The sequence below is a fragment of the Thalassospira sp. UBA4513 genome (genome assembly GCF_002388495.1).
GTDB lineage: Bacteria > Pseudomonadota > Alphaproteobacteria > Rhodospirillales > Thalassospiraceae > Thalassospira > Thalassospira tepidiphila.
Genome location: NZ_DGMR01000003.1, coordinates 24,413 through 39,518 on the forward strand (window position 1 = coordinate 24,413; position 15,106 = coordinate 39,518).

Genomic DNA, 15,106 nt, shown 5'->3' on the forward strand with positions numbered 1-15,106 from the left:
TCCTATTTCGAACGCGCAAGCGAACTGAATGACCCGTCTGCTGCCAGCGTTCTGGCATACCTTTATCTTGAAGGCCGCGGGGTTCGTCGCGATCCGTCGAAATCGTTCGAGTTTAACATGCGTGCGGCACGCGCCGGCAGTGTCGAGGCCGCATCGGCCCTTGGCTATGCACTTGGTGTCGGGCTTGGCGCGGAACGCAATATCGCCGAAAGCATCAGCTGGTTTGAACTTGCCGCAAGCGAAGGCGATGCCTATGCCCAGGCCAACCTTGCGATGTATTTCTGCCATTCATCGGATCTGAAACTGTTTGACCGTGGCTGGAAGATGTTGAGCCATGCGGTTAATCAGGGGGATGCATCTGCGAAATATCAGATGACCCAGATCCAGATTTTCGGTGTGCCGCACCGCGAACCCGATTACGCCAATGCGCTGGACCTTGCCATGGATCTGGCCGAGCTTGGCCATCCGGGCGGCTATCACCTGATCGGTGTAATGTACGAACATGGCCTTGGTGTGCCGGTTGATATGGTGCGCGCGGCGACCTGGTATGAACGTGCGGCCCGCAAGGGATCGGCAAATGGTCAGGCAGCACTTGGACGCCTTTATGCGATTGGCAGTGGCGTCGAACAGGACAATATTCTGGCCTATTACTGGCTGAAAATGTCGGCACCGACCGAAGGCAGTCAGGCGCAGCGCGAAATGGGGGCAATCCACGCCCGTATGAGCGAGGACGAACGCAAGGTTGCCGAAAAATACGTGGCGGAAAATCCCGGTCCGCGTCGCGGCAGCTTTGGCCTCAAGCCGCTTGAACAGGATGTTTTCAAATCCGGCCGCCGCCAAGGTTAGGACCGGATATCCGTTGGGCGCCAAAGCCCAAGTCTAGGGAAGACCAAAAGCCGTCCTGCGCTGCAGGCGGCTTTTTTATTTACCGGTCGGGTTGGAGCGATGGTGTTGTTACCCATGGCGCTGGATACAGGAAAACTAATCCATTGATGCCATCTGGATTTGAGTTATGGTTTTAAAATCAGTTCGTTAACCCAATTCATTTTCAGGTTCCACCGCAAGGCCCACAACGCCCGGTGACCGAGGTCCAAATGCAAGATGATCTGACATCGGTCTGGGAAGCGACCGCGAATAACGCCCCCGAAACACAAAAGCCCGAAGGCGACTACGCCTGCGATGTCTTGGTTATCGGTGGCGGCTTCACCGGGATGTCCTGCGCGCTTCAGCTTGCCAAGGGCGGTGCGTCGGTGATTGTTGTGGATACCATCCGACCGGGTTTTGGTGCGTCCGGGCGCAATGGCGGGCAGGTGATCCCGGGGCTTAAACACGATCCGGACAACATAGACCGGCTTTATGGCGAATTCTCAACCGCGTTTGCCGGGAAAACCTCCGAGACGACATTCAACCTGATCAAGGAAAACGACATCGACTGTGATGCCACGCCAAGTGGCTGGATACAGGGTTCGGTCAAGCGCGATCACCTTGGCTGGTTGGAAACCCGCATGCGCGAATGGCAGACGCGCGGGGCGGATGTCAAAATGCTCGATACCGCCGAAATTCAGTCCCTTACAGGATGCCAGCGCCTTGTCGGTGGATGGCTCGATAACCGGGCAGGCCAACTTCATCCGTTGAAATACATTCGCGGTCTGACGCGGGCAGCCCAAGCAGCAGGTTGTCAGGTATTTGCACCGGCACCGGTAAAGCGCGTTAAAAGCATTTCCGGGAAATGGCATGCCGAGATTGAGAATGGCGCGGCATCAATAACAAGCGACCATCTGGTGGTTGCAACAAACGCCTATTCCGGCGACCTATTTCCGAAATTGCGCAGAAGTCTGATCCCGGTAAACAGCTTTCAGGTGGCAACAGTACCACTCAGTGAAGAACAGCTTGCGACCGTGCTACCAACCAAAACGCCCGTTTCCGACAGCCGCCGGATTGGTAATTATTTCCGCATTGGTCCGGGCGGACGCCTGATGATCGGTGGGCGGGGATCCTTTGCTGATCCCGTCAGTCGCGTGGCATTTAATGGGATCGTCTCGGAACTGCATGCCTATTATCCTTGGACGAAGTCGGTTCCGATTGAGTTTTGCTGGGCGGGCCGCCTTGCCATGACTTATGACCATTTGCCGCATATTCATCGCCCGCTGGACAATATGACGATGGCGGTTGGCTATAACGGGCGCGGGGTGGCTTTGTCGACGTCACTGGGCAAGGCAATTGCCGATAACCTGTTGGCGCCCGATACGCCGTTGCCCCTGCGGTTCAGTGACATCAGCCCGTTGATTGCCCATGACATGCACCGTGCCTATGCGACGATTGCGATCTGGTATTATCGCCTGCGCGATTACCTCGAAAGCTGAGATAGGCTGTTTTTCTGTTGTCTGGGATGCAACGTTTTTGGCCCGTCGGCCTATCCGCCGAAACTCTCGACCAGTGATCCGGCAATCAGATACCAGCCATCCACCATCACAAAGAAGATCAGTTTGAACGGCAGGGAAATGATGACCGGCGGCAGCATCATCATCCCCATCGACATCAGGATACTGGCGACAACCATGTCGATGATCAAAAACGGAATAAACAGCAAGAAGCCGATCTCAAACGCACGGCGCAATTCACTGATCATGAAGGCCGGGATCAGCGAGCGCAGCGGGATGTCATCAGGGGATGTGATTTCCTCGATCCCGGCCAGATTAACGAACAGCTGAAGATCACGTTCGCGGACCTGGGTCATCATGAAATCATGAACCGGTTTGACGGACCGCTCGAACCCTTCGAATTCATCAATGTTGCCATTGATCATCGGCTCCAGCCCCTCGTCCCAGACGCGTTCCAAGGTCGGCATCATGATAAACAGGGTCAGGAACATGGCCAGACTGATCAGAACCTGGTTTGGCGGCGATTGCTGAATGCCAAGGGCGGTTCGAAGCAGGCTGAGAACCACGATAATACGGGTAAAGGACGTCACCATCATCAGGATGGCCGGCGCAATGGACAGAACCGTGATCAGGCCGATCAACTGGATCAGACGTCCCGATGATGTCACCCCGGGGCCATCGCCAAGATCAAAGTTGAATGATTGCGCGTGAACGGTGTCACCGCCTGCCATGATGGCGATCAGCGGGATCAGCGACCAGATTGCGCAAAGCGTTAACCAGCGTGGCGCGCGCCAACCAGTTTTGGCCGGTTTTACATCCTGGGTGCGTGCCGATGGTGATGGGGTGTCACGGTTCATGCAGGCGCATTCCTGTCAGTCTGATCGGTGTCTTTTGGGCTGTCGGCCGTGATCGTGCTATCTGAAGATGCGGGGATTTCATCGGCAAGGCTCTGATTGCCAAGGATTTCGCTGAATTGTGTGCCGATATTACGTTCGATCACAGTGTCGCCATTCGGGCCGAGCATGACAAGATGTTCAGTGTCATCACGTTTGAGCAGAACCAGACGGCGTTTGGTATCGACCGGGACGACTTCAACAACGGACAGGCGTCTTTTCACACCACGGCGGTTGATGTTGCGCGCACCGGGTACAAACCGTCGTGCCAGAAGGGCAAACACGCCAATAATCCCCAGCACAAAAAGCAGGGCGGCCACAAACCGGAAATAGGCGCTTAGTTCCATCAGGCAGTTTTCCCCGTCGACGACCTGTGACGCTCAGTTGGCAGGTTGATCTTGAAACGATCACCTGTCTTCGTGTTTCTGTTTACCGTGCCGTGCAAGGTCAGGCAAGGCAGCATCCACATGCGCTGCCCCCGAAGGTCTGTTTCGAGGGCCGGTTTTAAATCAGCACCTTAGTGGGCAGGACCTATTTCGTGCGGGCGGCCTGCGCATAGGCATTTGTTGCCTGTGCGGTGTTGCTGATGCCGCGCAGCTGGCGCTGGATGTCGCTATATTCCTGCTGCATGCGGGTTTCGAACTCTGCCAGTTCCTCGCTCAGTGCAGCAAGCAACGGCGCAACGTCCTGGCGCTGGTCCGGGGCCATGGTGCGGGCTTTCTCGCACAGATCGGCAATGCGGCTTTCAAGCGCTGCCAGTTCAACCACCTTGCCGTCTTCAAGGTATCGCTGTCCGGTGCGGATCAATGACAGGACGCGCTTCAGGTCGTTCTTGAACTGATCGGGCTTGTACTGTTCTGGGCTCATGATGGGCCTTCCCCGTTTACGTCATTATTTGGTGTGGCCATGATCTGATCTTCGGGATCGGACTGGCTGCGCGACGAACCGCCATAGATGCGATTGATCCGGTATATATAGTTCAAAATCTCGGCGACGGCTGCAAAGGCTTCGAGCGGGATTTCGCTTTCAACATCTACAGCCATCAGAATTTCGGTCAGATCACTGTCCTTGCGGACCTTGATGCCGTTGGCAAAGGCGACTTGCAATATCTGTTCCGCAACGCTGCCTTCGCCCTTGGCACTTAATGTCGGGGCATTATCCTTCCCATGCCGATACCGTAGCGCGACCGCTTTTTGGTCATGCGCACCCGGTGCGGCAAGATTTTCCGTCCTGCTTGCCGGGGTGTCGGTAATGTCATAGGTGGGCTTTTTCCCGCTCATTCGGTTCTTTAACTCAGGACGGTTTGCCGTGCCAGTCTGCGGCGATCAACCTCGATAGCGTCGACCATAGACCCAAGATGGTCAACAAATCGTTGTCGCCGACAACTGCGATGTGTCGTCAGGCAAACGACCCTCAGATGACACAGTCGATAATCATCGGGCTGAGATGTTCTGTATGCGGGATGTCAGTGGGGTGGGGATTTAAGCGATAGACGGGGCCGCGGCATAGTGCCTAATCGTCGCTGGTATCGCTCTTTTTCTCGGACGCGGTCTTGTCGGATGATCCGACAGTGCCGAGGTGGCGAATAAGATCTTCGCTAACCGCTGCCGAACGGTTTTCTTCCTGAATGCGATCATAAAGTTCGCGACGCAGAACCTGCACATCTTCGGGGAAGGTGAAGCCGAGCTTTACGGTCTTGCCGCGCACCTCAACGACAGTGACTTCAATATTGTCATCAATGACAACGGAGTCGCCAACTTTTCGTGTGAGATAGAGCATGCAATGTCCCGGTTTCGATAGATAGATGACAAATATAATTCGTCAGATGAGCTCAATATGCCCGGTTTCATACTCGGGGTCTAGTACCCGCAGTGATTAGAACGAAATGCGGGCAAATTCAACGCTGTTTTTATGTTTGGCACGCTACGTGCATTTGTGTTGGCAGGATTTATCGGGGCGGCAAAAACGGCCCTTCGAACGATCCGGGTCCGATCAGGGCGTGATGTTAACTTCGGCTTTACCCGCGCACTCAATACTGCAAGACGCGCAGACAAGGAGCAGGAAATGGATATCGGCAAACTTGGCATGTTCGCCAACCTCAAAGAGAAGATGGACTGGCTGACACAGCGTCAGGAAGTCATCGCGCAGAATATTGCCAACTCCGATACGCCGAACTACCGCGCCAACGATCTTAAGGAATTCGACCCGAAGAATATCGGCCGCGACCGTCAGTTCATCCTTGCGATGCAGGCGACCACGCCGGGCCATAGTCAGGGTCTTAACAAACCGCAGAACTTCAAGGACGAGGAAGTGCGCAAGAACTATGAAGTCGCACCGGGCAAAAACGCCGTGATCCTTGAAGAACAGATGGTCAAGATGAACGAAAACCAGGTCGATTATCAGACCATGACCCGTCTGTATGCCAAACAGAAATCAATGTTCATTTCGGCCCTTGGCCGCATTTAACCTGTCGTTAGAGAGTAAGAACCATGGAACTTTACAAGGCTTTTAAAATCTCGGCTGCCGGTATGCGCGCACAGGGTACCCGTCTTCGTGTTGCGGCTGAAAACGTTGCCAACGCAGACAGCCTTGCAACGGCACCGGGGCAGGAGCCGTATCGCCGAAAGCTTCTGACGTTCAAAAACGTCATGGACCGCGAAGTCGGTGTCGAGATGGTCAAGGTCAATAAGGTGATGCCTGATCGCTCTGATTTTGGTATGAAGTACGAACCAAGCCATCCGGCCGCAAACGATCAGGGCTATGTTCAGACCCCGAACGTTGAAACGCTGGTCGAAATGATGGATATGCGTGAAGCACAGCGTTCATACGAGGCCAACCTCAATGTGATCCAGTCATCGCGCAGTATGTTGCTCAAGACCCTTGATATCCTGCAATAGGCAGTCGATATAACGGGACAAGAACACGCTTAAGGATTGATACCCATGGTCGCAAGCTTCAACGATGCTATTTCTGCCTACCGCAATGCGGCCGCCGGCAAGACCAACACCGTTACGGAAACCGTAACTGGTTCGGGCCAGTCCGTGAACCCGGGGGAAAGTTTTGCCGACATGGTCAAGGGGGCGGCATATGATGCCCGCGATACCATGAAAGTCAGCGAACAGATGACCCAGAAGGCCATCACCGGCGATGCCGAATTGCACGAGGTGGTGACTGCGGTGTCCGCCGCCGAAGTTACCCTGCGTACCGTTGTCTCGGTTCGTGACAAGGCCGTTGAAGCCTATCAGAGCATTCTCAACATGCCGGTTTGATCGGCATTTTCAGACGCCCTTGATAAAACCGCGCGATCTTTCGTGCGGTTTTTGTGTTTCTGGGAAATCCGCAAGGAAGCGTTTGATATGTCAGGAAATCATGGCAAAACCCGTGATAAATCCTGTATGAAGGATAAGGGCGCCAAGCGGCCCACATGACAAGACGGCGAAACAGGAAGACCCGATGGATCAAGCTGAAATCATGGACGTGGCCTATGACGCGGTGTGGACACTGCTGAAAGTCACCACGCCGTTGATGCTGATTGCGCTTGGGGTTGGCCTGATCATCGCCCTGTTTCAGGCCCTGACACAGATTCAGGAAATGACACTGACCTTCGTGCCCAAAATTCTGGTGATCTTCATCGCGCTTCTGGTTTTGCTGCCGTGGATGATGACCGAGATGGTTGAATTTATGGGCCGAATGGTTGACCACTTTATCGGGCTACCGAATTAGCGATAAACCCGCCGCCCGCCAGCGGGGATGAGTAAGGCAGTCGAAGACGACATGGATCTTCAAGAACTTCTTACGCTGAATGTTTACGTCGTCCTGATGACTTTCGCCAGGGTGGGGGCGGCCTTTGCCTTTATGCCGGGTATAGGGGCGCGTTCAGTCCCGGCACGCGCGCGCCTGTTGTTTGCCTTTTGGGTGGCGGTTGTCATTTCGCCGTTGGCCGGGCCGCTTTTCCCGCCACAGCCCGCTGATGCGCCGTCGCTTCTGGTGGGTATCGGATATGAAGTGACGGTCGGATTGTTCTTTGCCCTGTTTGCCCAGGTGATGATGGCCGGAATCCAGACTGCCGGGTCGATTATTGCCTATCTGTCATCGATGGCGAACGCCTTTACCGCCGATCCGTTGTCCGGCGCGCAAAGTGCTGTGACGGGTAATTTCCTGATGCAGGTCGGGTTGGTGTTGTTGTTTGCCACCGGGATGGATCACCTGATGATCCAGGCGGTGTTTGAAAGCTATACCCTGTTTCCGCCGGGCGGTGTTTTGCCGGTTGGTGATATGAGCGAGTTTTTTGCAAGGGCGCTGAATGACAGCTTCGCGATTGCAATGCAGATGTCGGCACCGTTTCTGGTGGTCGCAATCTGTTTGCAGATTGCGTTGGGTCTGCTCAACAAGCTGATGCCGCAATTGCCGGTGTTCTTTGTTGCGATGCCGGTCCAGATCGCGATCGCACTGCTTTTGTTGACCTTGGCCCTGCCATCCATGATGATGGTTTATCTTGCATATTTCGAGAACGGGCTTGAGGCGTTTCTTAGTCCGTAAGGCCGTGGCGGGCAGATGTTTGCCCGGTATTGCCAAGCATGGGTGTGCCGATGGCAGAAGAAGACGACAGCCAAAAGACAGAAGACCCCACAAGTAAAAAGCTTGAGGACGCGCGAAAAAAAGGTCAGGTGGCGGTTTCCAAGGAAGTCGGTAACTTCATGATCTTGTTCGGCGGTGGTCTTGTCATGACCATGCTGGGCCCGACTATGGCAGCCGAGGTGCGTGATCTGGCCGTCGGTTTTCTTGCGCATCCTCACACATTTGATGTCTCGCAGGCGGGATTCCCTGACCTGTTTCAGAGCGTCATTTTGGGCATGCTCTGGGTGCTGGGTATTCCGTTTGTCCTGTTGATGTTTTTTGCCGCCGCCGGGCATATCATTCAAAACGGGATTGTTGTTGCGCTCGAACGCATCGAGCCAAAGCCAGACAAGCTCAATCCACTGAGCGGACTTAAAAACCTCTTTTCGATGAAAAGTCTGGTCGAGTTCGCCAAAAATGTCAGCAAGATCATCCTAGTCGCTGTCGTGCTGACACTGGTAATTATGCCCGAACTTTTCGATGTGGAGCTGTATCCACAGCAGTCGCTCGGTCTGACGCTTGAACGTCTTTATGACATGATCATTATTCTGCTGATCGCGACGGTCTCTTTGACCGCCGTGATTGCCGGGCTCGACTTCGCCTATCAGAAGTACGAGTTCAACGAGAAAATGAAAATGTCGAAGCAGGAGATCAAGGACGAATTCAAGCAGACGGAAGGTAGCCCGGAGATCAAGGCGAAGGTCCGTCAGATCAGGATGGAGCGCGCCCAGCAGCGCATGATGTCAAACGTGCCCAAGGCCGACGTCGTCATCACCAACCCGACGCACTTTGCCGTGGCCCTGCAATATGACATCGATACAATGGGCGCCCCGATGTGCATCGCCAAGGGCCAGGACAATGTCGCCCTCAAGATCCGCGAAGTCGCCGAGGAACACGACATCACCATCATGGAAAACCCGCCGGTCGCCCGTGCCTTGTTTGCGACCGTTGAGATTGATCAGGAAATTCCGCCTGAACATTACAAAGCCGTCGCCGAAATCATCTCGTTCGTTTTCCGTCAACGTGGCAAGAAGCTTGGATAGTAAGCTTCTTAGGTCCGTCTGATCTATAAAAATTACTTTCTGTAATACTATAGTACGTTTTGCTTGCAATGATTTGCGGCGATCGGTGATTGCCGCATAGGTGGTAGAAGCAAATTAGTGGTTCCCATTGCGTGTTTTTGATACTATACGGGCGGTTATGTACGCCTAGTCCATTGCAAAAATATGTGCCTTTTCTAACGGGAATGTCTTTATGAAATTGAGGATTGCCGGGCAGATAGCCCTGTCGAACGCGATTATCGTCGTCATGCTGATCGCGGTGGCTTTTGGTATAGGTATCGTGAATGGCGAGAGCCGTCGTGCGACTCATGAAGCTGCCGAAATTGGTGTGGTTGTCAGTTTGGATGTACCGAGCTTGATTAAGGCGATTGAGGGCGCGCGCTATAATGTCGTTCAGGTTCAGCAATGGTTGACCGATATTTCGGCAACGCGTGGGCTTGATGGCCTCAATGACGGTTTTGACGAGGCCGAAATCGCTGCACAGGCATTGGCAGAAAACTTGGCAAAAGCAAAAGCTCTGGCTGAAAAGCTTGGGCAGGATGAGTTGCTAGCATCCCTTGAAAAGGTCGAGGCAGCGTTTCCGGCTTATTATGCCGCTGGCAAGGAAATGGCGCAGGGCTATATCAACGGTGGTCCTGAAGTTGGCAACAAGATGATGGGCAACTTTGATGATGCTGCGGCAAACCTTGCTGCGGCGCTTGAAGTTGCTGTTGAGTACACCGATACCTATAGTATCTCAATCGAACAAGCCCTGGTCGACAAGCTTCATGGCCTTGAACGCAATGTTGAGTTTGTTTTCGTTCTTACAACGGCAGTGACCATTGCATCAATCATTGTTTGTGCATTGATTGCATGGGTCATGCATCGCCGCATTTCAGCACCGGTCGCCGAGAGCGTGACCACGCTGGCGCAACTGGCTGATGGCAAATATGACGTCAAACTCACTGAAACCAAGCGTAGTGACGAAGTCGGCGATCTGGTTCGGGTTATGCATGTGTTCCGCGAAACCGGTTTGAACAACCTGAAAATGCGCGAACAGCAAGAAGCTGATCGCTTGGAATCCGAAAAGCAGCGCCGCCAGTCTCTAATGGAAATGGCCGAGCGGGTTGAAAATGAAACCCGCCGCGTAGTTGAAATCATTTCGGGACAAACCGGCGAACTGGCAGAGGCGGCCCATCGCATGTCTAGCTCCGCCGACCTTGTTCAGGGCAATTCCCAGACCGTTGCTGCGGCCTCTGAACAGGCACTGGCGACGGTAGAAGCGGTTGCCGGTGCCGGTGAAGAACTGAACTCTTCGCTGGGCGAAATCAATGGTCAGATTTCACGTGCCAACCGGGTCAGTGAAGACGCTGTTGAGGCCAGCCGTACGACAGAAGCAACTGTCTCGCAGCTGGCAGACAGCGTGCGTGGTATTGGCGAGGTAGTGGAGTTGATCTCCGGCATTGCCGAGCAGACCAACCTTCTTGCCTTGAATGCCACCATCGAGGCCGCCCGTGCCGGTGATGCAGGCAAGGGCTTCGCGGTGGTTGCGCAGGAAGTCAAGAATTTGGCAACCCAGACCAGCCGTTCGACCGATGAAATTACCCGTCAAATTGCGGAAATTCAGGCGGTGACGGATTCCGCCGTTACCGCAGTGGCAACCATCGCCGAGAAAATTCACGAAATGGATGAAGTTTCGACCGCGATTGCGGCTGCCGTTGAAGAACAGAGTGCTGCAACATCTGAAATCGCACGTAATGTAAACGAAACCGCTGATGCATCCCGTGAAGTTTCGAGTCGGATCAATGAGGTGTCCGAAGAAGCATCGGGCACGGGGCGACTTGCCGCCGAGGTTGGTGCTCTTTCCGAGAAGGTCGCACATGCTGTGCGAGATCTTCGTAATGTGCTCGTCGAAGTTGTCCGGACTTCGACCTCTGATGTTGATCGTCGCTCTTCGACCCGTCATCGCGCTTCGAAGGATGTGGCTATCAGCTTTGGCGGTAAGGCATCGAAGGCGCGGCTTGAAAACATCTCCGAACGCGGGGCGAAGCTCTCGTGCAATGAGAGAATTGCTTCGGGCACCAAGGTCGAAGTTGAACTTCCTGGTTTGAACAAACCTGTAAGGGCCATTGTACGCAATGTAAGCGACGAGGGAGTTAGCGTTGAATTCGACGGCATCAAACTCGATGAAGCGCAGGTTAAGCGTTTGAGCCGCTAGGTATTGGTCACAGCAAAATCGTGAACTGAAACCGCGGAATTGTAATCTTCGAAAGGCAGGACCATTCTTGGTTCCTGCCTTTTGCATATTTTGCGGGCGTTGCGTTCGGTTTGGGGTGATTGCCGGGCTGTGTGATGGACGACAAACTTGCCGGTAGCCAGTCGGGCGATAAGCAGCTAAAAGTATAGACTATTTTGTTAAGTTATTGTCGTTAAAGGCGGTCGCGTGCTGTTTCGGGGGCTTATCCTTGCTGTAAGTGTCGCATTCGTTGCGTTTGTCTTCGTCCTGATGGACGTATTGGCAAAGGCGGGGCTTGACGCGCGTCTGATGTGGATCATCGGTGCGATGGTCACCGGTGTTGCGGTGGTCGCGGTTGCGTCATTGTCGCTGTCTGCAAAGCTTCGCAATGGCGGGCATGATGGGCTTGGCCCGCTGATTTCCGGCTTCGCCAAATCCGATATTGGCGTTGCGCTGATTGATGCCTATGGCCGTACGCTTTACGCCAACACGGCCTTTTCATCCAAGCTCGGCATTGAAGCCGGATCGGACATGTTGTCCGCGCTTGAGGCGCGCCTGTCCTTTCTTGGCATTGGCAGTGACGAACTGGCCGAATTGCGCACCCGTGCGATGCGTGGCGAGGGCGGACAGATGTTTGTCGATCTGTCGCGTTCTGAAAAGTATCAAGCCGATAGTGCCCCTTTGGAGGGCGAAACCCCCGAAGAAACCAAAAACGGTGAAGAGGCTGACAAAGAGGGTGACATCACCCCTGATACGAGCAACGCCGCCAATGGTGTCTGTCTTCGCATTTCTGTCACCGCGGCCGATGCGCGTGCGGGCAAGATGCTGTGGACGGTTGACGGTGTCGACAGCGCTGTGATGGCCGATGGCGGATCGTCCTTGTTGTTGCCTGCCGAAGATACCGAAACACGCTTTGCCCTCGCGGGCCCGACGGCCGCCGAGATGGCGGCAAACCTTCCGATCGCCGAGGCGCAAGGTGGGTTTGAGCAAGCCGATCAGATGATCGAACGCCTGCCGGTCGGTGTGTGTGGTCTGGATGAAGAAGGCCGCATTCTTTACCTCAACCGTCGTCTGGCAAGCTGGCTTGGCGGAGAGCCCGAAGATTTCAACAACGGGTCGGTCGAACTTGCGGATCTGATCGTTGGCGACGGCGTTAATGGCGAGGTCAAATTCAAGGTCGCCGGGGGCGAACCCATTCGCTGTTTCGTGACACATTCAATCAACGCGCCGGGCACCGGGCCTGTACGCAGTCAGGCTGTGATCTTCCCCGATCCGATGCCGGCCCACGAATGGGAACATGCGCTGGCCGAAACCGAACGTCGGGTGCGCTGGTTCTTTGATGAAAGCCCGCTTTCGATCGTTCTGGCCGATATGTCCGGCACAGTTACGGATGCCAACCGCGCCTTTATCGATACCGCCGGTCAGATGCATCACAAGGTTGTTGGTCGTTCGATCCTGGAGCTGATCGTCCCCGAAGACCGTGACGAAGTGGCAAGATACCTGTCCAAGGCCGTTATGGGCATGGGCAAAGGGGGGCAGATCGAAGCCCGCCTTTCCGGATCACGCGGGGTTGCCGCCCAGATTTATCTGCAACGTGTGGCAGGCCGTTCGGGCGAAGCCGGTGCGTTGCTGCTGAACTTCCTTGATACGACCGAACAGAAGAACCTTGAGGAACAATTTGCCCAGTCCCAGAAAATGCAGGCTGTTGGTCAGCTTGCCGGTGGGGTGGCGCATGACTTCAACAATCTTCTGACCGCGATGATCGGCTTCTGTGATCTGTTGCTGTCGCGTCACGGGCCGGGTGACCCGAGCTTTGCCGACATCATGCAAATCAAACAGAATGCCAACCGTGCTGCCAACCTTGTCCGGCAGCTTTTGGCGTTCTCGCGCCGTCAGACGTTGCAGCCGAAAATCATCAATATCACCGATGCACTGGCGGAAATGTCCAACCTTCTGCGCCGCCTGATCGGCGAGAAGATCGATCTTAAGGTCAGCCACGGTCGCGACATCGGGTTGGTCAAGGTCGACCCGGGGCAGCTTGATCAGGTGATTATCAATCTTGTGGTCAATGCGCGTGATGCCATGGCGGGCGAGGGCGGGACGCTTACGGTTCAGACCAGCACCGAAATTATCGACGAGCCGACCGCAACCGGCACCGAGGTCATCCCGCCGGGCGATTATATCGGCATCAAGGTGACAGATACCGGCATCGGCATTCCCAAGGATAACCTGACCCGCATTTTCGAGCCCTTCTTCTCGACCAAGCAGCGCGGCGAGGGGACGGGTCTTGGTCTTTCGACCGTCTATGGCATCGTCAAACAGACTGGCGGCTTTATCGCGGTCAACAGCGAAGAGGGCAAAGGCACGACCTTTACCATCTATCTGCCGCGCTATGAGGCATCCGAGGCCGAACTTGCCGAAACCCAGGCCGTTGTTGAAGAAACCCCGTCGCGCGATTTGACCGGCACCGGCGCAATCTTGCTGGTCGAGGATGAGGACGCGGTGCGGACCTTTGGTGCCCGCGCCCTTCGCAGCAAGGGCTATGACGTGCTTGAGGCCAATAACGGCGACAACGCGCTTGAGGTGCTAAACAACACCGACAAGGTCATTGATCTGGTGATTTCGGACGTTGTTATGCCCGGCATTGATGGCCCGACCCTGATCCGCATGCTGCGCGAGAAAAAGCCAGAACTGAAAGTCATCTTCATCTCTGGCTATGCCGAGGATACCTATCGCGACGAGCTGGATGAAGAAAACGGTGTGCACTTCCTGCCCAAGCCGTTTTCGCTCAAAGACCTTGCGACCAAGGTCAAGGAAGTGCTTTGAGGCGTTTACGCCACGGGCCAGCCCGCCACATAGAATCTAGCCCGCCAGATAGAATATTGATCCACCATAAAGTGCCAGCATCGCGAAGCTTTCCCAGCCGATATTGCCAATGCCGCGGCGTTCGCGGTTGAGCATGCCTAACAGCAACACCCCGCTCATCAGGATGACCAGCGCAATGGTGAAGATGTGTTGATCGGTAAAGGCGGCGTAGATCGACCCCTCGCGATAGGCAAAGTCGGATGCGGCCAAAAACAGCACATCAAAAGCATTGCCGCCGATAATGTCGCCAACTGCCAGATTGACCGCCCCCATCCGCACAGCGGCAATGGCCGAAACAAATTCCGGGAAGGATGTTGAAATCGCAGTCAGGAAGGTGCCGACGGCGGTCTCGCTGATCCCGGTAACCGCAACGATTGCAAGGCCGGCCTGCCCGATGACGTGACCGGCAATGGCGGTCAGAAGCGCGAAGGCAAGAAATTCAACCCATAGCCGAACGGAGCTTTCCGGGTGGGTGTCGGCTTCGTCATGTTTGGCGTCTTCTTCGGTCAGGTCGGTTTTCTTGGGATGCCACATCGGTTCATCGCGGATTTCCGACAAAAGGTTCAGACCAAACGCATAAATGATAAACAGCAGGATCGATGCCGGGTGAATATGAAAAATGATCCATTCCGGCCCGGCATAGGCCAGAAGCGGCACGGACAGCATGCTTAAAAGAAGGGTGGTTTGCGCAAGGCCGGTAGCACTTGCGGCGGCATGTTCGAGATTGCCCTTGCGATAAACCAGATCGGCAATTGCCAGAAAGGTTGTCTGGGCGGCGATCCCGCCAAGGGCGTTGCCAATCGCAAGGTCGGTATGGCCCTGCCATGCGGTCGTCACCGACAGGACACTGCCCGGCAGGCTGGTCGACATGCCGACAAACAGTGCGCCTGCAATGATTTGCCCCATGCCGGTGCGCTCGGCCAGTTTGATGGCAATCCCTGCAAGTCGGGTCCCGGCAAAACCGATAATCAGTGTGCAGACCGCAAAGGTCATCACAATTATGCCGAGCGACTGCTGGCCAAGGTCAAAGGGCATGCGCTGCTTTCCGTGATCAGAGAGGACTATCTAGTCTAA

General features: G+C 54.9%; 16 protein-coding genes. 10 read left to right on the top strand and 6 right to left on the bottom strand.

The features are described from left to right. Window positions 1-846 (top strand): tetratricopeptide repeat protein (locus B2T33_RS00905; RefSeq protein WP_286790918.1); only part of this gene is annotated, 846 nt, incomplete at its 5' end. A gap of 248 nt (window positions 847-1,094) precedes the next feature. After that, entirely contained in the window at window positions 1,095-2,363 is a 1,269-nt protein-coding gene (locus B2T33_RS00910; RefSeq protein ID WP_197146880.1) for an NAD(P)/FAD-dependent oxidoreductase, read from the top strand. Between the two features lie 50 nt (window positions 2,364-2,413). On the opposite strand, the gene fliP is transcribed toward B2T33_RS00910, so the two are convergent. The 5 genes from fliP to csrA form a co-directional block, all read right to left on the bottom strand. Continuing rightward, window positions 2,414-3,238 carry a flagellar type III secretion system pore protein FliP gene (gene fliP / locus B2T33_RS00915; RefSeq protein WP_197146881.1) on the bottom strand — a complete coding sequence of 275 codons (825 nt, stop codon included), beginning with the start codon at window positions 3,236-3,238 and terminating at the stop codon, window positions 2,414-2,416. Further along, window positions 3,235-3,621, bottom strand: coding sequence for a FliO/MopB family protein (locus B2T33_RS00920; protein WP_197146882.1), 387 nt, complete (start codon window positions 3,619-3,621; stop codon window positions 3,235-3,237). Before B2T33_RS00920 ends, fliP begins: the two co-directional genes overlap by 4 nt. A 184-nt stretch (window positions 3,622-3,805) precedes the next feature. Further along, on the bottom strand, window positions 3,806-4,141 hold the full coding sequence (locus tag B2T33_RS00925) for a flagellar protein FliT (RefSeq protein WP_008890385.1): 336 nt from the start codon (window positions 4,139-4,141) through the stop codon (window positions 3,806-3,808). Then, on the bottom strand, window positions 4,138-4,554 hold the full coding sequence (locus B2T33_RS00930) for an EscU/YscU/HrcU family type III secretion system export apparatus switch protein (RefSeq protein ID WP_197146883.1): 417 nt from the start codon (window positions 4,552-4,554) through the stop codon (window positions 4,138-4,140). The genes B2T33_RS00925 and B2T33_RS00930 overlap by 4 nt, the downstream gene beginning before the upstream one ends. Before the next feature lie 232 nt (window positions 4,555-4,786). Continuing rightward, on the bottom strand, window positions 4,787-5,053 hold the full coding sequence (gene csrA, locus B2T33_RS00935; RefSeq protein WP_286790919.1) for a carbon storage regulator CsrA: 267 nt from the start codon (window positions 5,051-5,053) through the stop codon (window positions 4,787-4,789). A gap of 285 nt (window positions 5,054-5,338) precedes the next feature. On the opposite strand from csrA, the gene flgB reads away from it, so the two are divergent. The 8 genes from flgB (at window position 5,339) to B2T33_RS00975 (ending at window position 13,993) form a co-directional block, all read left to right on the top strand. Beyond that, the gene (gene flgB / locus B2T33_RS00940) at window positions 5,339-5,740 is read left to right on the top strand and encodes a flagellar basal body rod protein FlgB (RefSeq protein WP_008890382.1); all 402 of its coding nucleotides are present in this window, start codon (window positions 5,339-5,341) and stop codon (window positions 5,738-5,740) included. Between the two features lie 23 nt (window positions 5,741-5,763). Continuing rightward, window positions 5,764-6,171, top strand: coding sequence for a flagellar basal body rod protein FlgC (gene flgC / locus B2T33_RS00945; RefSeq protein ID WP_008890381.1), 408 nt, complete (start codon window positions 5,764-5,766; stop codon window positions 6,169-6,171). Between the two features lie 45 nt (window positions 6,172-6,216). Further along, the gene (gene fliE, locus B2T33_RS00950) at window positions 6,217-6,543 is read left to right on the top strand and encodes a flagellar hook-basal body complex protein FliE (protein WP_008890380.1); all 327 of its coding nucleotides are present in this window, start codon (window positions 6,217-6,219) and stop codon (window positions 6,541-6,543) included. Window positions 6,544-6,727: 184 nt separating this feature from the next. After that, window positions 6,728-6,997, top strand: a complete 270-nt coding sequence (gene fliQ / locus B2T33_RS00955) for a flagellar biosynthesis protein FliQ (RefSeq protein ID WP_063087530.1) — start codon at window positions 6,728-6,730, stop codon at window positions 6,995-6,997. Between the two features lie 51 nt (window positions 6,998-7,048). Beyond that, entirely contained in the window at window positions 7,049-7,813 is a 765-nt protein-coding gene (gene fliR, locus B2T33_RS00960; protein ID WP_008890378.1) for a flagellar biosynthetic protein FliR, read from the top strand. 50 nt (window positions 7,814-7,863) lie between these two features. After that, window positions 7,864-8,934: a flagellar biosynthesis protein FlhB gene (flhB, locus tag B2T33_RS00965; protein WP_286790920.1), complete on the top strand. Its 1,071-nt coding sequence runs from the start codon at window positions 7,864-7,866 to the stop codon at window positions 8,932-8,934. Window positions 8,935-9,145: 211 nt separating this feature from the next. Then, window positions 9,146-11,149, top strand: coding sequence for a methyl-accepting chemotaxis protein (locus B2T33_RS00970; protein ID WP_286790921.1), 2,004 nt, complete (start codon window positions 9,146-9,148; stop codon window positions 11,147-11,149). A 225-nt stretch (window positions 11,150-11,374) separates the two neighbouring features. After that, a complete protein-coding gene (locus tag B2T33_RS00975; protein WP_286790922.1) occupies window positions 11,375-13,993 on the top strand; it encodes a hybrid sensor histidine kinase/response regulator in 2,619 nt (872 codons plus the stop codon). A gap of 36 nt (window positions 13,994-14,029) precedes the next feature. Here B2T33_RS00975 and B2T33_RS00980 read toward each other — a convergent pair whose 3' ends face one another. Beyond that, a complete protein-coding gene (locus B2T33_RS00980) occupies window positions 14,030-15,067 on the bottom strand; it encodes a sodium:calcium antiporter (RefSeq protein WP_286790923.1) in 1,038 nt (345 codons plus the stop codon). Window positions 15,068-15,106: the final 39 nt, after the last annotated feature.

What these genes read in the sequence shown, in the direction of transcription:
- B2T33_RS00910 (WP_197146880.1), top strand. Translation starts at nt 1,095, where the DNA reads ATGCAAGATGATCTGACATCGGTCTGGGAAGCGACCGCGAATAACGCC.
- fliP (WP_197146881.1), bottom strand. Translation starts at nt 3,238, where the DNA reads ATGAACCGTGACACCCCATCACCATCGGCACGCACCCAGGATGTAAAA.
- B2T33_RS00920 (WP_197146882.1), bottom strand. Translation starts at nt 3,621, where the DNA reads ATGGAACTAAGCGCCTATTTCCGGTTTGTGGCCGCCCTGCTTTTTGTG.
- B2T33_RS00925 (WP_008890385.1), bottom strand. Translation starts at nt 4,141, where the DNA reads ATGAGCCCAGAACAGTACAAGCCCGATCAGTTCAAGAACGACCTGAAG.
- B2T33_RS00930 (WP_197146883.1), bottom strand. Translation starts at nt 4,554, where the DNA reads ATGAGCGGGAAAAAGCCCACCTATGACATTACCGACACCCCGGCAAGC.
- csrA (WP_286790919.1), bottom strand. Translation starts at nt 5,053, where the DNA reads ATGCTCTATCTCACACGAAAAGTTGGCGACTCCGTTGTCATTGATGAC.
- flgB (WP_008890382.1), top strand. Translation starts at nt 5,339, where the DNA reads ATGGATATCGGCAAACTTGGCATGTTCGCCAACCTCAAAGAGAAGATG.
- flgC (WP_008890381.1), top strand. Translation starts at nt 5,764, where the DNA reads ATGGAACTTTACAAGGCTTTTAAAATCTCGGCTGCCGGTATGCGCGCA.
- fliE (WP_008890380.1), top strand. Translation starts at nt 6,217, where the DNA reads ATGGTCGCAAGCTTCAACGATGCTATTTCTGCCTACCGCAATGCGGCC.
- fliQ (WP_063087530.1), top strand. Translation starts at nt 6,728, where the DNA reads ATGGATCAAGCTGAAATCATGGACGTGGCCTATGACGCGGTGTGGACA.
- fliR (WP_008890378.1), top strand. Translation starts at nt 7,049, where the DNA reads ATGGATCTTCAAGAACTTCTTACGCTGAATGTTTACGTCGTCCTGATG.
- flhB (WP_286790920.1), top strand. Translation starts at nt 7,864, where the DNA reads ATGGCAGAAGAAGACGACAGCCAAAAGACAGAAGACCCCACAAGTAAA.
- B2T33_RS00970 (WP_286790921.1), top strand. Translation starts at nt 9,146, where the DNA reads ATGAAATTGAGGATTGCCGGGCAGATAGCCCTGTCGAACGCGATTATC.
- B2T33_RS00980 (WP_286790923.1), bottom strand. Translation starts at nt 15,067, where the DNA reads ATGCCCTTTGACCTTGGCCAGCAGTCGCTCGGCATAATTGTGATGACC.